The sequence below is a fragment of the Agrobacterium tumefaciens genome, from assembly GCF_017726655.1.
GTDB classification, from domain to species: Bacteria; Pseudomonadota; Alphaproteobacteria; order Rhizobiales; family Rhizobiaceae; genus Agrobacterium; species Agrobacterium tumefaciens_B.
The window spans coordinates 830,211-845,671 of the sequence record NZ_CP072308.1; the positions used below are offsets into that span (position 1 = coordinate 830,211).

Below are 15,461 nucleotides of genomic sequence, written 5' to 3' on the forward strand. Positions count from 1 at the left end.
ACGGGTCCTGTCGTCAATTCATAGAGAGCGCAACATTTTGCGCCGCCTGCAGTGCAGCCGAATAGTTGTTTACCAGAAGATCGACCGAGGCGGCTGTCGCATCGAACACCGGTGCCGGATAGACACCGAAGAAGATCGTCAGCACGACCAGCGGATAAAGGATGACCTTTTCGCGGGTCGACAGATCGAGCAGGCTCTTCAGGCTTTCCTTCTCCAGCGCGCCGAAGATCACGCGGCGGTAAAGCCACAGCGCATAGGCGGCCGAGAGGATGACGCCGGTGGCAGCAAAGAGTGCGACCAGCGTGTTGGCGCGGAACACACCGATGAGCGTGAGGAATTCACCGATGAAGCCGGAGGTGCCGGGCAGACCGACATTGGCCATGGTGAAGATCATGAAGGCCACGGCATATTTCGGCATGTTGTTGACGAGGCCGCCATAGGCCGCGATTTCGCGGGTATGGAGACGGTCGTAAACGACGCCGACGCAGAGGAAGAGCGCGCCCGACACGATACCGTGCGACAGCATCTGGAAGATTGCACCCTGCACGCCCTGAACGTTGGCAGCGAAGATGCCCATGGTGACGTAACCCATGTGAGCAACGGAGGAATAGGCGATCAGCTTCTTGATGTCGTCCTGCATCATCGCCACCAGCGAGGTGTAGATGATGGCGAGAACCGACAGCGTGAAGACGAAGGGTGCGAAATAATCCGACGCTAAGGGGAACATCGACAGCGAGAAGCGGATGAAACCGTAACCGCCGAGCTTCAGCATGACGCCAGCCAGAATGACGGAACCTGCGGTCGGCGCCTGAACGTGGGCATCGGGCAGCCAAGTGTGCACCGGCCACATCGGCATCTTGACCGAGAAGGCGGCAAAACAGGCAAGCCACAGCCAGGTCTGCATGCCAGCGGGGAAGCCGTATTTCAGCAGTTCCGTCATATCGGTCGTGCCGGCCTGCCAGTACATGGCCATGATGGCGAGCATGGTCAGAACCGAGCCGAGCAGCGTGTAGAGGAAGAACTTGTAGGACGCGTAAACGCGATCCTTGCCGCCCCAGACACCGATGATGATGAACATCGGAATCAGCGTCGCTTCGAAGAAGACGTAGAAGAGAACCGTATCCAGCGCCACAAAGACGCCGATCATGACGACTTCCAGCAGCAGGAAGGCGATCATGTATTCCTTGATGCGCTTTTCGATCGAATCCCAGCTTGCCAGCACGCAGAACGGCATGAGGAAAGTGGTGAGGATAACGAACAGCATGGAGATGCCGTCGACGCCAAGATGATAGGCGGCGATGTTACCGAACCACTGATGCTTCTCGACCATCTGGAAGCCGGGGTTCGAATTGTCGAAACCGATCCAGATGAACAGCGACACGATGAAGGTGAAGACCGTCGTCAGCAGCGAGACGTTGAGAATATTGCGGCGACCATAGGGGCCGTTCTCATTCGTCAGAAGCAGGAGCACCACGCCGACGAGCGGCAGAAAGGTGACCGTTGAAAGAATGGGCCAATCGGTCATCAGAGGGCACTCCCGAGCATCATCCAGGTGACAAGCGCCGCGATGCCGATCAGCATCGCAAAGGCATAGTGATAGAGGTAACCGGATTGCAGGCGGACCATGCGGTTGGTCACGTCAACCACACGCGCTGCAATGCCGTTCGGTCCATAGTGGTCGATGACGGCGACGTCGCCCTTCTTCCACAGGAAGCGGCCGAGCGCCTTTGCGGAACGAACGAAGAGGAAGTCGTAGAGTTCGTCGAAATACCACTTGTTGAGAAGGAACTGGTAGAGACCACGATGGGTCTCGGCCAAACGCTTCGGCGTCTCCGGCGACTTGATGTACATGTACCATGCGGTCACGAAACCAAGCGCCATGGCGACGAACGGGCTCCACTTCACCCACAGCGGAACGTGGTGGAACTCTTCGAGGATCTCGTTTTCCGGGAGCGTGAAGAGCGCGCCCTTCCAGAACTCGGCATATTCGTGGCCGAAGAAATAACCTTCGAATGCGACACCGGCGAAGATCGCACCAACGGTGAGGATGAAGAGCGGGATCAGCATGACCATCGGCGATTCATGCACATGGTGCATGACGTCGGCGGAAGCGCGCGGCTTGCCGAAGAAGGTCATGAAGGCCAGACGCCAGGAGTAGAAGCTGGTGAACAGCGCGGCGATAACCAGCAGCGTGAAGGCTAAACCGGACAGAACCGAATGCGAGGCATAAGCGGATTCGATGATGACGTCCTTGGAGAAGAAGCCGGCAAAACCGATCATCGTGCCCGGAATACCGACGCCGGTCAGTGCCAGCGTGCCGACAGTCATGGTCCAGAAGGTGATGGGGATATGCTTGCGCAGACCGCCCATGTAACGCATGTCCTGCTCGCCATCGACGGCATGGATGACCGAGCCGGCGCACAAGAACAGGAGAGCCTTGAAGAAGGCGTGCGTGAAGAGGTGGAACACAGCGGCACCATAAGCACCGACGCCAAGCGCCACGAACATGTAACCGAGCTGCGAGCAGGTCGAATAGGCGATAACGCGCTTGATGTCGTTCTGTACGAGGCCGACGGTTGCCGCGAAGAAAGCGGTGATCGCGCCGATCAGCGTTACGACGGTGAGCGCATCATGCGACAGTTCGAACAGCGGCGACATGCGGGCAACGAGGAAGACGCCGGCGGTGACCATGGTTGCGGCGTGAATGAGGGCAGACACGGGTGTCGGGCCTTCCATCGCGTCCGGCAGCCAGGTGTGCAGCAGGAACTGCGCCGACTTACCCATGGCGCCCATGAAGAGCAGCAGGCAGACGCCTGTCATCGCATTGGCCTTATCCAGATGCATGCCGAACAGGTTGATGACGGTTTCCGTCGAGGCAGCGCCTTCGGCCGGCAGATAGGTTGCCGCAGCCGCGAAGATCGTTTCGAAATTGATCGAGCCGAACAGCACGAACACGCCGCCAATGCCGAGAATGAAACCGAAGTCACCGACGCGGTTGACGATGAAGGCCTTCATGGCGGCAGCCGATGCGGACGGCTTCTTGAACCAGAAGCCGATCAGCAGATAGGACGCCAGACCCACGCCTTCCCAGCCGAAGAACATCTGCAACAGGTTGTCCGAGGTCACCAGCATCAGCATGGCGAAGGTGAAGAGCGACAGATAGGCAAAGAAGCGCGGACGATGCGGATCGTGGTGCATGTATCCGATCGAATAGAGGTGCACGAGCGTCGAGACGGTGTTGACGACGACGAACATGACGGCCGTCAGCGTATCGATGCGGAACGCCCATTCGACATCGATGCCGCCGGACTGGATCCAGCGCAGCACGGTGACCTTGATCACCTCGCCCGGCTCGCCATGGGCAAGCGCGACGTTGAAGAACACGATCCACGACAGAATGGCGACCACGATCATCAGACCGGTGGTGACGTATTCCGAAGCCTTGGCGCCGATGGACCGGCCGAACAAGCCGGCGATCAGGAAGCCGATCAGTGGAAGAAAGACGATAGCCTTGTAGATCATAGCCTTATCAGCCCTTCATCATATTGACGTCTTCGACGGCGATCGATCCGCGGTTGCGGTAGAAGACAACGAGTATTGCAAGACCAATGGCCGCTTCGGCAGCAGCAACGGTCAGGATGAACAATGCGAAGACCTGGCCGACGATATCGTTCAGGAACGACGAAAACGCCACCATGTTAAGGTTGACCGCAAGCAGGATAAGCTCGATCGACATGAGGATGACGATGACATTCTTCCGGTTGAGGAAGATGCCGAAGACGCCGATCGTGAAGAGGATGGCGCTGACCGTCAGGTAGTGGGAAAGACCGATTTCCATATTCTTTTTCCTTGGATCCGTTCGCCTTCAGATGCCTTGGCCCGGCTTGACCTTGACCGTGGTAACGGCGGTCTTCGGGTCGCGACCAACCTGCGTGGAGATGTCCTGTCGCTTGATGTCGGTGCGATGACGCAGCGTCAGCACGATGGAGCCGATCATGGCCACCAGCAGCACGAGACCGGCGAGCTGGAAGAAGTAGACGTAATTGGTATAGAGCACGTCACCGAGTGCCGCCGTATTGGTGCGTTCGGCCACAGGCGGGATGGGCATGGTGATGGACTTTGCCGCGATCGGGTTCAGCATGCTGCCACCCACCACAACGATCAGTTCCGCCGCCAGGATGACGCCGATCAGCGCGCCAACAGGAGCATATTGCAGCACACCGGAGCGCAGCTCGGCGAAATCCACGTCCAGCATCATGACAACGAAGAGGAACAGCACCGCCACCGCGCCGACATAAACCACCAGCAGGATCATGGCGAGGAACTCAGCCCCCGTCAGCAGGAACAGCGCGGCTGCGTTGAAAAAGGTCAAAATCAGGAAGAGCACCGAATGAACGGGGTTCTTCGAGGCGATGACCATGAACGCAGACGCCACGGCGACGAAAGCGAATATATAAAAGAATACAGCGTGCAGACCCATCTTGGTGCCTTCTTGTCCTCATCGGGAGAAGAGGGCTTAACGCCCCCTCGCCCGTTTCGTCCCCGCCGGCGAAAACCGCGCAGGCATTTTACTTTTCATCGCTCTCCGGGATTGCCCCCGGAAAGACGGTTGCACCTTAACGGTAAGGTGCATCCAGTGCGAGGTTGCGCGCGATTTCACGCTCCCAGCGGTCGCCATTGTCGAGAAGCTTCTGCTTGTCGAAATAAAGCTCTTCGCGGGTTTCCGTCGCGAATTCGAAGTTTGGGCCCTCGACGATGGCATCGACCGGGCAGGCTTCCTGGCAGAAGCCGCAATAGATGCACTTCACCATGTCGATATCGTAACGCACCGTGCGACGCGTGCCGTCGTTGCGACGCGGGCCGGCTTCGATGGTGATCGCCTGAGCAGGACAGATCGCTTCGCACAGCTTGCAGGCGATGCAGCGTTCTTCCCCGTTCGGATAACGGCGCAGCGCATGTTCGCCACGGAAGCGCGGCGAGACCGGACCCTTTTCGAAAGGATAATTGATCGTCGCCTTCTGCTTGAAGAAGTGACGCATCGTCAGGAAGATCGCGCCGACGAATTCCTTGAGGAACAGCGAGTTGACGGCTTGGGAGAGGCTTGCCATCTCAGTCTCCAGATCTTTGAGCGAGGAGTTTGGACATCAACCGGCCCACCCCGTCAGCTTCAGTACGAATGCAACGATAACGACCATGGCGAGCGACAGCGGCAGGAAAACCTTCCAGCCAAGGCGCATGAGCTGGTCGTAACGGTAACGCGGAACGAAGGCCTTGGTGAGCGCGATCATGAAGAAGACCATGCAGCCCTTCAGCGCGAACCAGATGATACCAGGCACCCAGTTCAGGAACCATACATCCACGATTGGCAGCCAGCCGCCAAGGAAAAGAATGGTGGTGAGGCAGCAGATCAGGACGATTGCGGCATATTCACCGAGCATGAACATCATGTAGGGCGTGGAGCCATATTCCACCATGTGACCGGCAACCAGTTCCGATTCCGCTTCCGGAAGGTCGAAGGGAGGACGGTTGGTTTCGGCAAGGCCCGAGATGAAGAACACGATGAACATCGGGAACAGCGACAGCCAGTGCCAGTCAAGGAACGAGGCGGGCAGGCCGAGCATGGTGCCGAGGCCGGTACGCTGCGCCAGAACGATATCCGTAAGATTCAGCGAGCCGACGCAGAGCAGAACGGTGACGATAACGAGACCGATCGAGACTTCGTAAGACACCATCTGCGCGGCAGAACGCAACGCGCCAAGGAAAGGATATTTCGAGTTCGAAGCCCAGCCGCCCATGATGATGCCATACACTTCAAGCGACGAGATCGCGAAGATGTAGAGAATGCCGACATTGATATTGGCGACAACCCAGCCATCCGCAAAAGGAATGACCGCGTAGGTGGCAAGCGCCAGCGTCACGGCAACAAGCGGCGCCAGGAGGAAGACCGCCTTGTTCGCACCCGCGGGAATAACGGGCTCCTTGAGGATGAACTTCAGCAGGTCGGCGAAGGACTGGAACAGACCAAAGGGACCAACGACGTTCGGACCACGGCGCAGCTGAACCGCCGCCCAGACCTTACGGTCGGCAAGAAGCAGAAACGCGATCGACACCAGAAGAACGACAAGAAGCAGCAGGGACTGGCCGACCATGATCAGCGCGGGCCAGACGTAGCTCCAGAAAAACGATTCCATAATCCCCTACCCTTACTCTGCCGCAGCCTGGAAATTGTTGCGGGCCAATGCGGAGCACTCGGCCATGACGGCAGAGGCGCGCGCAATCGGGTTCGTCAAATAAAAGTCTTTTACCGGCGAAGCAAACGCCGACTTCACAAGCGAGCCCGTTTTAGCAGCCAGAGCCTCGATATCGGAAGCCTTGCCGGCAACGATCTCGTCGGTTTCCGCCAGATGCGGATGCGCGACGTAGAGCTGGCCGCGCAAGGCAGACAGCGAATCGAAGGGCAGTTTCTTGCCGAGGACGTCGGACAGCGCACGCAGGATCGCCCAGTCTTCACGGGCCTCGCCCGGTGCGAAACCGGCACGGTTGCCAACCTGCACACGGCCTTCGGTGTTGACCCAGATACCGGATTTTTCGGTATAGGCCGCACCCGGAAGGATAACGTCGGCGTTCATCGCGCCCTGATCGCCATGGCTGCCGATATAGACGGTGAACTTCGCGCCCTTGTTCGACAGGTCGAGTTCATCGGCGCCGAGCAGGAAGAGAACATCCATCGAGGCGACCATGTCGGCTGCGGCGACACCGCCCTCGCCCGGCACGAAGCCGATATCGAGACCGCCAACACGGGCAGCGGCAGTGTGCAGAACCGAGAACCCGTTCCACTCTTCGGTGACAGCGCCGACCGAGGTCGCGAGCTTGGCAGCAGCCGCAAGAACGGCAGCGCCATCAGCGCGGGACAAAGCGCCCTGACCAACGATGATCAGCGGATTCTTGGCGGACTTCAGCTTCTCGATGAAGCTGTGGGAGCCATTGGCGAGATCGGACAGGGTTTCAGCACCCGAACCGAGATATTCGTAATTGTAACGCAGCTCACCGGCTTCGCCGATCACACCGATCGGGAAGCCGCCACGACGCCAGCGCTTGCGAATGCGGGCGTTGAGGACAGCCGCTTCGTAACGCGGGTTGGAACCAACGATCAGCAAGGCGTCGGCCTGTTCGATACCTTCGATGGTGGTATTGAACAGATAGCTGGCGCGGCCGAGCGACGGGTCAAGCGCTGCACCATCCTGGCGGCAATCGACATTGGCGGAGCCGAGCGAAGCGAGAAGCGACTTCAGCGCGAACATTTCTTCGACGGACGACAGATCGCCAGCGATCGCGCCGATCTTGTTGCCGGACGTTGCGGCAACAGCCTGCTTGATCGCGCCGAATGCTTCGCCCCAGGTTGCGGGCTGAAGGCGACCATCCTTGCGGACGTAAGGCCGGTCAAGGCGCTGCGTCTTCAGGCCGTCCCAGATGAAGCGGCTCTTGTCGGAGATCCACTCTTCATTGATCGCCTCGTTGACGCGCGGCATGACGCGCATGACTTCGCGGCCACGGGTATCGACGCGGATGGCCGAACCGAGAGCGTCCATCACGTCGATGGTTTCGGTCTTGTTCAGCTCCCACGGGCGGGCGGTGAAGGCGAAGGGCTTGGAGGTGAGCGCGCCGACCGGGCAGAGATCAACGACGTTGCCCTGAAGCTCTGATGTCATCGCCTGTTCTAGATAGGTGGTGATCTCGGCATCTTCGCCGCGGCCGATGAGGCCGAGTTCGGCAATGCCGGCCACTTCCGTGGTGAAACGGACGCAGCGTGTGCAGTGGATGCAACGGTTCATGACCGTCTTGACGAGCGGCCCGATATATTTGTCTTCGACCGCGCGTTTGTTTTCCGCGTAACGCGAACCAGCGATACCGAAGGCCATCGCCTGGTCCTGCAGGTCGCATTCGCCGCCCTGGTCGCAGATCGGGCAATCCAGCGGGTGGTTGATGAGCAGGAATTCCATCACGCCTTCGCGGGCCTTCTTGACCATCGGCGTGTTGGTGAAGACCTCAGGCAATTCGCCGTTCGGGCCGCCGCGAACATCGCGCACGCCCATGGCGCAGGAAGCGGCCGGCTTAGGCGGTCCGCCCTTCACCTCGATGAGACACATGCGGCAGTTACCCGCGACCGACAAGCGCTCATGAAAACAAAAGCGCGGAACTTCGGCGCCAGCCTCCTCACACGCCTGCAACAGCGTGAAATGATCCGGAACCTCGATCTCTTTACCGTCAACCTTGAGCTTTGCCATGGTCCTACTTACGTCCTGTTGCCTGTTCGTCCCGTGTCTCACACGGTCCGCAACAAATCCTTAATCGCACCCGGCAATTAACAGCCAGGCGCTTCATGGTGTCGCGAGACCGGAAATTCTCCGGCTTCGCCCGAAGCCTCAACGCTTATTCAGCGGCTTCCAGAACAGCGCCATCATCCATGGCCCTGTAGGTATATTGGTCGATGCGCTTTTCGATTTCCGGACGGAAATTGCGGATCAGCGCCTGTACCGGCCATGCGGCAGCATCGCCGAGCGCGCAGATGGTGTGGCCTTCGATCTGTTTCGTCACTTCGAACAGCATGTCGATCTCGCGCTTCTGCGCATTGCCCTTGACCATACGCTCCAGCACGCGCCACATCCAGCCCGTGCCTTCGCGGCATGGCGTGCACTGGCCGCAGCTTTCGTGCTTGAAGAAGGCCGCGATGCGGGCAATCGCCTTGATGACGTCGGTGGACTTGTCCATGACGATCATGCCACCGGTGCCGAAGGAAGACTTCACTTCGCGCATGCCGTCGAAGTCCATGATCGCGTCCTTCATGTCCTCACCGCGCACGATGGGGCAGGATGCGCCGCCGGGGATGACGCCAAGCAGATTGTCCCAGCCGCCACGGATGCCACCGCAGTGGTGTTCAATCAGTTCGCGGAAGGACAGACCGAGCGCGTCTTCGAACGTGCAGGGACGCTCAACATGGCCGGAGACCATGAACAGCTTGGTGCCGACGTTGTTCGGACGGCCAATCGACGAGAACCAGGCCGCGCCGCGACGCAGAATGGTCGGCGCAACGGCGATGGACTCAACGTTGTTGACGGTGGTGGGGCAACCATAAAGGCCCATATTAGCCGGGAACGGCGGCTTGAGGCGCGGCTGGCCCTTCTTGCCTTCGAGGCTTTCAAGCAATGCCGTCTCTTCGCCGCAGATATAGGCACCTGCACCGTGATGGACGTAGATGTCGAAATCCCAGCCGTTCTTGTTGTTCCCGCCTAGCAGGCCTGCATCGTAGCATTCATCGATGGCTGCCTGAAGCGCTTCGCGCTCGCGCATATATTCGCCACGAACATAGATGTAAGCCGTATGCGCACCCATGGCGAAACCAGCGATCACGCAGCCTTCGATCAGCGTGTGCGGATCGTTGCGCAGGATTTCGCGGTCCTTGCAGGTGCCCGGTTCGGATTCGTCGGCATTGACGACGAGGTAATGCGGACGGCCGTCGTTTTCCTTCGGCATGAACGACCACTTGAGACCCGTCGGAAAGCCGGCGCCGCCACGACCGCGAAGGCCGGACGCTTTCATCTCATTGATGATCCAGTCCCGGCCCTTTTCGATGATCTGCTTGGTACCATCCCAGTGGCCGCGCGCCAGCACGCCCTTCAGGGACTTGTCCTTGAGGCCGTAGAGATTGGTAAAGATGCGATCCTGATCTTTCAACATGGTTCAACCTCTCACTGCGACTTCTTGCCGGCGTCTTCGGTCTCGGCAGCCTTGGCGTTTTCAGCGGCAGCCTTCGGCGCCGTTGCCGGTGTCTTCAGCTTCGGATCGGTTTCCGGCGCGTCGGTCTTCGGCTTGGCAGCATTGGACGGCGGCGTCTGGGCGGCGTCGGCTGCAGGCTCTGCGGGCTTATCGAGGTTGGAACGATCCGGCTTGATCTCTTCCGTCAACGTCGTCAGGCCGCCAACGGGCACGGACTGATGACGGTCGATCTGCGGACCGGTCTTGACGGTATCGCCCTTGCCTGCCTCGAACGTGTCGATGATCTCTTCCAGACGCTCCGGCGTCAGGTCTTCATAGGCATCCTTGAAGATGATGACCATTGGCGCGTTGACGCAGGCGCCCTGACATTCCACTTCTTCCCAGGAAAGCGTGCCGCTTTCGTTGGTGTGCAGCGGATCGTGGTGGATCTTCTTGCGGCAGACATCCATCAGCGCTTCGGAGCCACGCAGCATGCAGGGCGTGGTGCCGCAGACCTGAACGTGAGCACGCGTGCCGACAGGCTTCAGCTGGAACTGCGTATAGAAGGTCGCCACTTCCAGGACACGGATATAGGCCATATCAAGCATGTCTGCGATTTTTTCGATGGCGGCGCGGGTAACCCAGCCGTCCTGCTCCTGCGCACGCATGAGCAGGGGGATAACGGCAGATTGCTGACGTCCCTCGGGATATTTCTTGATCGTCTTCTCAGCCCATGCGGTGTTTTCCGCATTGAAGGCAAATGCCACGGGCTGGAACTGATCTTCGGCTAGTCGACGAACGGACATACTTCCTCACGACTTTTCAGTTTAACGTCTCACACCGCGATCTCGCCACCGTGACGAATTCGCAGGCATAAGCCGCCTTGTCTTTTTGCATGAACACGATGAACTTGCTGCCATTGGGAACCGAGGCCTTGATCTCGTATCCCGACGACAGAAGCTGCTTGATGGTCGAAGAGCCGCCGCTCGATAGCGCAACAGCACCCTCGTCCGTTGCCGTCTGGGCAAGAACGGGTGCCGTCATCGCTGCGAGAAAAGCCGGAATGGCCAGCGGCAAACGCATCAGCGGTCGACCTCCCCGAACACGATGTCGAGAGAGCCGAGCACGGCTGTAACGTCGGCAAGCTGATGGCCCTTGCACAGGAAGTCCATCGCCTGAAGATGGGCGTAGCCCGGCGCGCGGATCTTGCAGCGGTAGGGCTTGTTGGAACCATCGGCAACCACATAGACGCCGAACTCGCCCTTCGGCGCCTCGACGGCGGCGTAAACTTCGCCGGCGGGAACGTGGTAACCTTCGGTGTAGAGCTTGAAGTGGTGGATCAGCGCTTCCATCGAACGCTTCATCTCACCACGCTTGGGCGGAACCACCTTGCCATCGAGCGAGGAGACCGGGCCGATGCGATGCTTGCCGGACAGAAGCTCAACGCACTGCTTCATGATCTTCACGGATTCGCGCATTTCCTGCATGCGGATCAGATAACGATCGTAGCAGTCGCCGTTTTTGCCGACCGGAATGTCGAATTCGAGATCGGAGTAGCACTCATAGGGCTGCGCCCGGCGCAGGTCCCAGGCAGCGCCCGAGCCGCGAACCATGACGCCCGTAAAGCCCCATGCAAAAGCATCCTCAAGCGAGACGACGCCGATATCGACGTTACGCTGCTTGTAGATACGGTTGTCCGTCAGAAGACCCTCGATATTGTCGAGGACGGTGATGAAGGGATCGCACCACTTGCCGATGTCGTCGACCAGTTCCGGCGGCAGGTCCTGGTGAACACCACCCGGGCGGAAATAGGCAGAGTGCATGCGCGCGCCGCAGGCCCGCTCATAAAAGACCATCAGCTTTTCACGCTCTTCAAAGCCCCAGACCGGCGGCGTCATCGCGCCCACGTCCATCGCCTGCGTGGTCACGTTCATGATGTGCGACAGGATGCGGCCGATTTCCGAATAGAGAACGCGGATCAGCTGGCCGCGCATGGGGATTTCCAGGCCCAGCAGCTTTTCGACGGCAAGCGCGAAAGCGTGTTCCTGGTTCATCGGCGCGACGTAATCGAGGCGGTCGAAATAGGGAACGGCCTGCAGGTAGGTCTTGGTCTCGATCAGCTTTTCGGTGCCCCGATGCAGCAGACCGATATGGGGATCGACGCGCTCGACGATTTCACCGTCCAGTTCGAGAACCAGACGCAGCACGCCGTGCGCGGACGGATGTTCCGGACCGAAGTTGATCGTGAAGTTGCGGACGTTATGCTCAGTCATTCTAGTGCTCCGCCGAGGTGATCATGGCGATGAATTCGGGGCCGGTCATGTTCTGCGTGGTCTCGGCGAATGAATAGTTCGAAGGCTTTTCATCCGTGAAAATCTGCGACGCGAACGTGAAACTGGACGGGTTGTCAAAAGCCTGCAGCGACACGGCGAAATGCTTGCCGTCCTTCGAACGCCACATCAGCGTGCTGCCGCAGTTCGTGCAGAAGCAACGCTCGCCCCATTCCGAGGACGAAAAGACGCCGAGATGCTCGTCGTTCTGGAAGGACACGCCAGCGCATTCCACAGCCATGAACGTACCGCCCGACCAGCGGCGGCACATGGAGCAATGACAAACGCCGAATTCGCGGGCGCCTACTTCGGCTTCAAAGCCGACGGCGCCGCAAAGACATTGCCCATGCTCTGTCGCGGAGACCTGGCTCATTGCTTGGCCTTTTCGTCGCCGGGAAGAACGTACTCGGTCCCTTCCCAAGGGGAAAGGAAATCGAAGTTACGGAATTCCTGCTTCAGTTCGACCGGTTCGTAAAGAACCCGTTTCAGAACGTCATCGTAACGCACTTCCACAAAGCCGGTAACCGGAAAATCCTTGCGCAGCGGATGGCCTTCAAAGCCGTAATCGGTGAGGATGCGGCGAAGATCCTTATGGCCTTCGAAAGGAATGCCATACATGTCCCATGCTTCACGCTCGAACCACTCTGCACCCATGTAAACGGATGTTGCAGACGGCACGCCCTCGTCTTCTTCCACCTGCAGCTTGACGCGCACGCGCAGGTTCTGGCGCGGCGACAGCAGATGATAGACGACATCGAAGCGCTTTTCGCGCTGCGGCCAGTCAACGCCGCAGATATCGATGATATTGACGAACCCGCATTGAACGTCATCACGCAGGAAGGTCAAAAGCGCGATCACGTTGTCAGGCGTCGTATTCAGCGTCAGTTCGCCATAGGCGATATCAGCCGACACGACGAGTGAACCGCGCGCTTCCTTAACGTAAGCAGCAAGATCGTTGAGAGCTTCGCTCATTCCAAAATCGTCCTTTGCCCTTAGCGCTCGATCGTACCGGTACGGCGGATTTTCTTCTGCAGCAGAAGCACGCCGTAAAGCAGCGCTTCCGCCGTGGGGGGACAGCCCGGAACGTAAATATCCACCGGGACGACGCGGTCGCATCCACGCACAACAGCGTAGGAATAGTGGTAATAGCCGCCGCCATTGGCGCAGGAGCCCATGGAGATGACGTAACGTGGCTCCGGCATCTGGTCATAGACCTTGCGCAGAGCGGGCGCCATCTTGTTCGTCAAGGTACCGGCCACGATCATCACGTCCGACTGGCGCGGTGAGGCGCGCGGGGCAACGCCGAAGCGCTCCATGTCGTAACGCGGGCCTGAGGCCTGCATCAGGCCTTCAACGGCGCAACAGGCAAGACCGAACTGCATCCACATCAGCGAACCGGTACGGGCCCAGGTGATCAGTTCGTCGGTAGAGGTAACGAGAAAGCCCTTGTCGGCGAGCTCGTCATTGATCTCAGTGAAGTAGGCATCGTTGCTGCCAACCGGCTTGCCGGTCGAGGGATCGATGATCCCCTTCGGCTGCGGCGCAACGAGCGTGGTGTTGTTCTGGCTCATGCCCATTCCAGCGCTCCCTTCTTCCACTCATAGATAAAGCCGATGGTCAGGACGAGAAGGAACACCATCATCGACCAGAAACCGAACCAGCCCATCTCACCGAAAGACACCGCCCATGGGAACAGGAAAGCGACTTCCAGGTCAAAGATGATGAACAGAATCGAAACCAGATAAAAGCGGATATCGAACTTCATGCGGGCGTCGTCGAAGGCGTTGAAACCGCACTCGAAAGCAGACAGCTTTTCCGGGTCCGGCGCCTTGTAGGCAACAGCAAATGGCGCAATGAGAAGCGCCAGGCCGATGACGAGAGCGATACCGATGAAGATTGCGATCGGAATGTAGGAACTGAGGAGTTCAGTCATGGTCTCTTCCTTGCCCGGCCGGGTGCCGGGCCTGCCTTTGTGACCTTGAGTCTCAAAAAGCGGACAATATGTTGCAACGCCAAAGTGGTTAGCGCAGCCGCGCCCTCTCTGCAAGAGTTTAGGCACCTTTTCAAGACACCTGCCGCATTCATTGGCAACAATATTGCCGGAATTGACGCAATTTTGGGCCACAATTCCGGCCTAAGCCACTCAAATACAATAATAATCGATTGAACGACGCAGCCGCAAAAAAGTCACACGAATTTTACGTCAAAACAGCGGCGAAGTGACGGTTTGCGAGAATCGAAACTTGACTTAAAAACCCAGGAAAAATCATGGCCGAAAAGGCTAAAACCAGTGGAACGGATGGTGCGATTGACGCGCTTTCGGCGAGCGCGCTCGACATTATCTGGAGAAGCATTTCAGGAAAGAAATGGCGCGAGTGACGGGGCTCGAACCCGCGACCTCCGGCGTGACAGGCCGGCACTCTAACCGACTGAGCTACACCCGCGCACCACAGACATTCATCTGCGTTTTCCGAGGAACAGGATGGCGCGAGTGACGGGGCTCGAACCCGCGACCTCCGGCGTGACAGGCCGGCACTCTAACCGACTGAGCTACACCCGCAACTCCTGACGACAGGAGCTTGTCCCGCCGCTCGAACCAGCCTCGGCTGTTCGATGAGCGGCTAACTACGGCGTTCGTGCGGGGGTGTCAAGCAGGTTTCACGACAAAAGAATAAGCTTCTTCATTTTGATTGGGAAAAACCGTGACGCCATTAAGGAGGATGGCCGCTAACGCCGTGATTTCCCGGGTTTTCCCAACGAAAACAAAAAACTTGTCCACAGTCAGCCATATCATCAAGCGGGCTTCCGGAGCGCGACAGGGACCTCGCGGGTTTCATGTTTCCCATAAAAACCCCGCAGTTGCCGGGTTTTCTCCCCTGCCCTGCGATGACGAAAAAAGCCGTGGCGAAAAAAAACGAAAAAACTTCAGAAAAGCCCTTGCGGTTTTTTTCCGATCCGAATACATCACGGCCACCGACGCGGCGGACACGATCCGAGACACGCGAAGGGCGATTAGCTCAGTTGGTAGAGCGCCTCGTTTACACCGAGGATGTCGGGAGTTCGAGTCTCTCATCGCCCACCATTTTCCTGATCTGTTAAAATATATGCATGTGTGGCGCCGTCTTCGCTTTAGCTGGGCGGTTGATTGCACGCACAGGCCATCCGACTTTCCAACGATCTTAACTCGATGCCCTCGCGCCTCTGAGGAAGCTTCCGCACGAGTGATCTATCCCAGAGTGATACGCCTGCCCCACATTCCGACAGGCTCACGGGATCTCTGTATCACTCCGTAACACCCGGAAAAATAACGAGATTTAGACTTTTTAAATAGATTTCAGGCATGCTTGGCTCACCGTTTCATGATGAGCGGTTGAACTG

Annotated in this window: 16 protein-coding genes and 3 tRNA genes; 1 reads left to right on the forward strand and 18 read right to left on the reverse strand. The window is 58.5% G+C overall.

Annotated elements, in window-relative coordinates:
* Positions 1-13: 13 nt before the first annotated feature.
* The 18 genes from AT6N2_RS04165 to AT6N2_RS04250 form a co-directional block, all read right to left on the reverse strand.
* Positions 14-1,525, reverse strand: coding sequence for an NADH-quinone oxidoreductase subunit M (locus AT6N2_RS04165; protein WP_063951192.1), 1,512 nt, complete (start codon positions 1,523-1,525; stop codon positions 14-16).
* Complete coding sequence (gene nuoL / locus AT6N2_RS04170) at positions 1,525-3,522, reverse strand: NADH-quinone oxidoreductase subunit L (protein ID WP_209088717.1); 1,998 nt, start codon at positions 3,520-3,522, stop codon at positions 1,525-1,527. The genes AT6N2_RS04165 and nuoL overlap by 1 nt, the downstream gene beginning before the upstream one ends.
* Before the next feature lie 7 nt (positions 3,523-3,529).
* On the reverse strand, positions 3,530-3,838 hold the full coding sequence (gene nuoK / locus AT6N2_RS04175) for an NADH-quinone oxidoreductase subunit NuoK (protein WP_138795558.1): 309 nt from the start codon (positions 3,836-3,838) through the stop codon (positions 3,530-3,532).
* Between the two features lie 27 nt (positions 3,839-3,865).
* Positions 3,866-4,480, reverse strand: a complete 615-nt coding sequence (locus AT6N2_RS04180) for an NADH-quinone oxidoreductase subunit J (protein WP_209088719.1) — start codon at positions 4,478-4,480, stop codon at positions 3,866-3,868.
* Between the two features lie 136 nt (positions 4,481-4,616).
* Positions 4,617-5,108: an NADH-quinone oxidoreductase subunit NuoI gene (gene nuoI, locus AT6N2_RS04185; protein WP_004441327.1), complete on the reverse strand. Its 492-nt coding sequence runs from the start codon at positions 5,106-5,108 to the stop codon at positions 4,617-4,619.
* Positions 5,109-5,144: 36 nt separating this feature from the next.
* Positions 5,145-6,191 carry an NADH-quinone oxidoreductase subunit NuoH gene (gene nuoH / locus AT6N2_RS04190; protein ID WP_063951196.1) on the reverse strand — a complete coding sequence of 349 codons (1,047 nt, stop codon included), beginning with the start codon at positions 6,189-6,191 and terminating at the stop codon, positions 5,145-5,147.
* Positions 6,192-6,203: 12 nt separating this feature from the next.
* The gene (gene nuoG / locus AT6N2_RS04195; protein WP_209088722.1) at positions 6,204-8,285 is read right to left on the reverse strand and encodes an NADH-quinone oxidoreductase subunit NuoG; all 2,082 of its coding nucleotides are present in this window, start codon (positions 8,283-8,285) and stop codon (positions 6,204-6,206) included.
* A gap of 145 nt (positions 8,286-8,430) precedes the next feature.
* The gene (gene nuoF / locus AT6N2_RS04200; RefSeq protein ID WP_004441321.1) at positions 8,431-9,735 is read right to left on the reverse strand and encodes an NADH-quinone oxidoreductase subunit NuoF; all 1,305 of its coding nucleotides are present in this window, start codon (positions 9,733-9,735) and stop codon (positions 8,431-8,433) included.
* Positions 9,736-9,746: 11 nt separating this feature from the next.
* Positions 9,747-10,559, reverse strand: a complete 813-nt coding sequence (gene nuoE, locus AT6N2_RS04205) for an NADH-quinone oxidoreductase subunit NuoE (RefSeq protein WP_063951198.1) — start codon at positions 10,557-10,559, stop codon at positions 9,747-9,749.
* Positions 10,560-10,575: 16 nt separating this feature from the next.
* The gene (locus AT6N2_RS04210) at positions 10,576-10,836 is read right to left on the reverse strand and encodes a hypothetical protein (protein WP_006697991.1); all 261 of its coding nucleotides are present in this window, start codon (positions 10,834-10,836) and stop codon (positions 10,576-10,578) included.
* Positions 10,836-12,026, reverse strand: a complete 1,191-nt coding sequence (locus AT6N2_RS04215; RefSeq protein WP_063951200.1) for an NADH-quinone oxidoreductase subunit D — start codon at positions 12,024-12,026, stop codon at positions 10,836-10,838. Before AT6N2_RS04215 ends, AT6N2_RS04210 begins: the two co-directional genes overlap by 1 nt.
* A 1-nt stretch (position 12,027) precedes the next feature.
* Positions 12,028-12,456 carry a GFA family protein gene (locus AT6N2_RS04220; RefSeq protein ID WP_063951201.1) on the reverse strand — a complete coding sequence of 143 codons (429 nt, stop codon included), beginning with the start codon at positions 12,454-12,456 and terminating at the stop codon, positions 12,028-12,030.
* Positions 12,453-13,055 (reverse strand): NADH-quinone oxidoreductase subunit C, encoded by a 603-nt coding sequence (locus AT6N2_RS04225; protein WP_063951202.1) that lies wholly within the window; start codon positions 13,053-13,055, stop codon positions 12,453-12,455. The genes AT6N2_RS04220 and AT6N2_RS04225 overlap by 4 nt, the downstream gene beginning before the upstream one ends.
* A 20-nt stretch (positions 13,056-13,075) precedes the next feature.
* Entirely contained in the window at positions 13,076-13,660 is a 585-nt protein-coding gene (locus tag AT6N2_RS04230; protein WP_003521524.1) for a NuoB/complex I 20 kDa subunit family protein, read from the reverse strand.
* Positions 13,651-14,016: an NADH-quinone oxidoreductase subunit A gene (locus tag AT6N2_RS04235; RefSeq protein ID WP_003496469.1), complete on the reverse strand. Its 366-nt coding sequence runs from the start codon at positions 14,014-14,016 to the stop codon at positions 13,651-13,653. The genes AT6N2_RS04230 and AT6N2_RS04235 overlap by 10 nt, the downstream gene beginning before the upstream one ends.
* A gap of 434 nt (positions 14,017-14,450) precedes the next feature.
* Positions 14,451-14,527 (reverse strand) — tRNA-Asp (locus AT6N2_RS04240).
* 39 nt (positions 14,528-14,566) lie between these two features.
* Positions 14,567-14,643: transfer RNA gene (locus AT6N2_RS04245), tRNA-Asp, on the reverse strand.
* An 87-nt stretch (positions 14,644-14,730) separates the two neighbouring features.
* Positions 14,731-14,877, reverse strand: coding sequence for a hypothetical protein (locus AT6N2_RS04250; RefSeq protein ID WP_209088725.1), 147 nt, complete (start codon positions 14,875-14,877; stop codon positions 14,731-14,733).
* Between the two features lie 212 nt (positions 14,878-15,089).
* Here AT6N2_RS04250 and AT6N2_RS04255 point away from each other — a divergent pair.
* Positions 15,090-15,165 (forward strand) — tRNA-Val (locus tag AT6N2_RS04255).
* The last annotated feature ends 296 nt before the right edge of the window (positions 15,166-15,461 follow it).

Excerpts from the sequence above, each read along its gene's own strand:
- AT6N2_RS04165 (WP_063951192.1), bottom strand. The coding sequence starts at position 1,525 with ATGACCGATTGGCCCATTCTTTCAACGGTCACCTTTCTGCCGCTCGTC.
- nuoL (WP_209088717.1), bottom strand. The coding sequence starts at position 3,522 with ATGATCTACAAGGCTATCGTCTTTCTTCCACTGATCGGCTTCCTGATC.
- nuoK (WP_138795558.1), bottom strand. The coding sequence starts at position 3,838 with ATGGAAATCGGTCTTTCCCACTACCTGACGGTCAGCGCCATCCTCTTC.
- AT6N2_RS04180 (WP_209088719.1), bottom strand. The coding sequence starts at position 4,480 with ATGGGTCTGCACGCTGTATTCTTTTATATATTCGCTTTCGTCGCCGTG.
- nuoI (WP_004441327.1), bottom strand. The coding sequence starts at position 5,108 with ATGGCAAGCCTCTCCCAAGCCGTCAACTCGCTGTTCCTCAAGGAATTC.
- nuoH (WP_063951196.1), bottom strand. The coding sequence starts at position 6,191 with ATGGAATCGTTTTTCTGGAGCTACGTCTGGCCCGCGCTGATCATGGTC.
- nuoG (WP_209088722.1), bottom strand. The coding sequence starts at position 8,285 with ATGGCAAAGCTCAAGGTTGACGGTAAAGAGATCGAGGTTCCGGATCAT.
- nuoF (WP_004441321.1), bottom strand. The coding sequence starts at position 9,735 with ATGTTGAAAGATCAGGATCGCATCTTTACCAATCTCTACGGCCTCAAG.
- nuoE (WP_063951198.1), bottom strand. The coding sequence starts at position 10,559 with ATGTCCGTTCGTCGACTAGCCGAAGATCAGTTCCAGCCCGTGGCATTT.
- AT6N2_RS04210 (WP_006697991.1), bottom strand. The coding sequence starts at position 10,836 with ATGCGTTTGCCGCTGGCCATTCCGGCTTTTCTCGCAGCGATGACGGCA.
- AT6N2_RS04215 (WP_063951200.1), bottom strand. The coding sequence starts at position 12,026 with ATGACTGAGCATAACGTCCGCAACTTCACGATCAACTTCGGTCCGGAA.
- AT6N2_RS04220 (WP_063951201.1), bottom strand. The coding sequence starts at position 12,456 with ATGAGCCAGGTCTCCGCGACAGAGCATGGGCAATGTCTTTGCGGCGCC.
- AT6N2_RS04225 (WP_063951202.1), bottom strand. The coding sequence starts at position 13,055 with ATGAGCGAAGCTCTCAACGATCTTGCTGCTTACGTTAAGGAAGCGCGC.
- AT6N2_RS04230 (WP_003521524.1), bottom strand. The coding sequence starts at position 13,660 with ATGGGCATGAGCCAGAACAACACCACGCTCGTTGCGCCGCAGCCGAAG.
- AT6N2_RS04235 (WP_003496469.1), bottom strand. The coding sequence starts at position 14,016 with ATGACTGAACTCCTCAGTTCCTACATTCCGATCGCAATCTTCATCGGT.
- AT6N2_RS04250 (WP_209088725.1), bottom strand. The coding sequence starts at position 14,877 with ATGATATGGCTGACTGTGGACAAGTTTTTTGTTTTCGTTGGGAAAACC.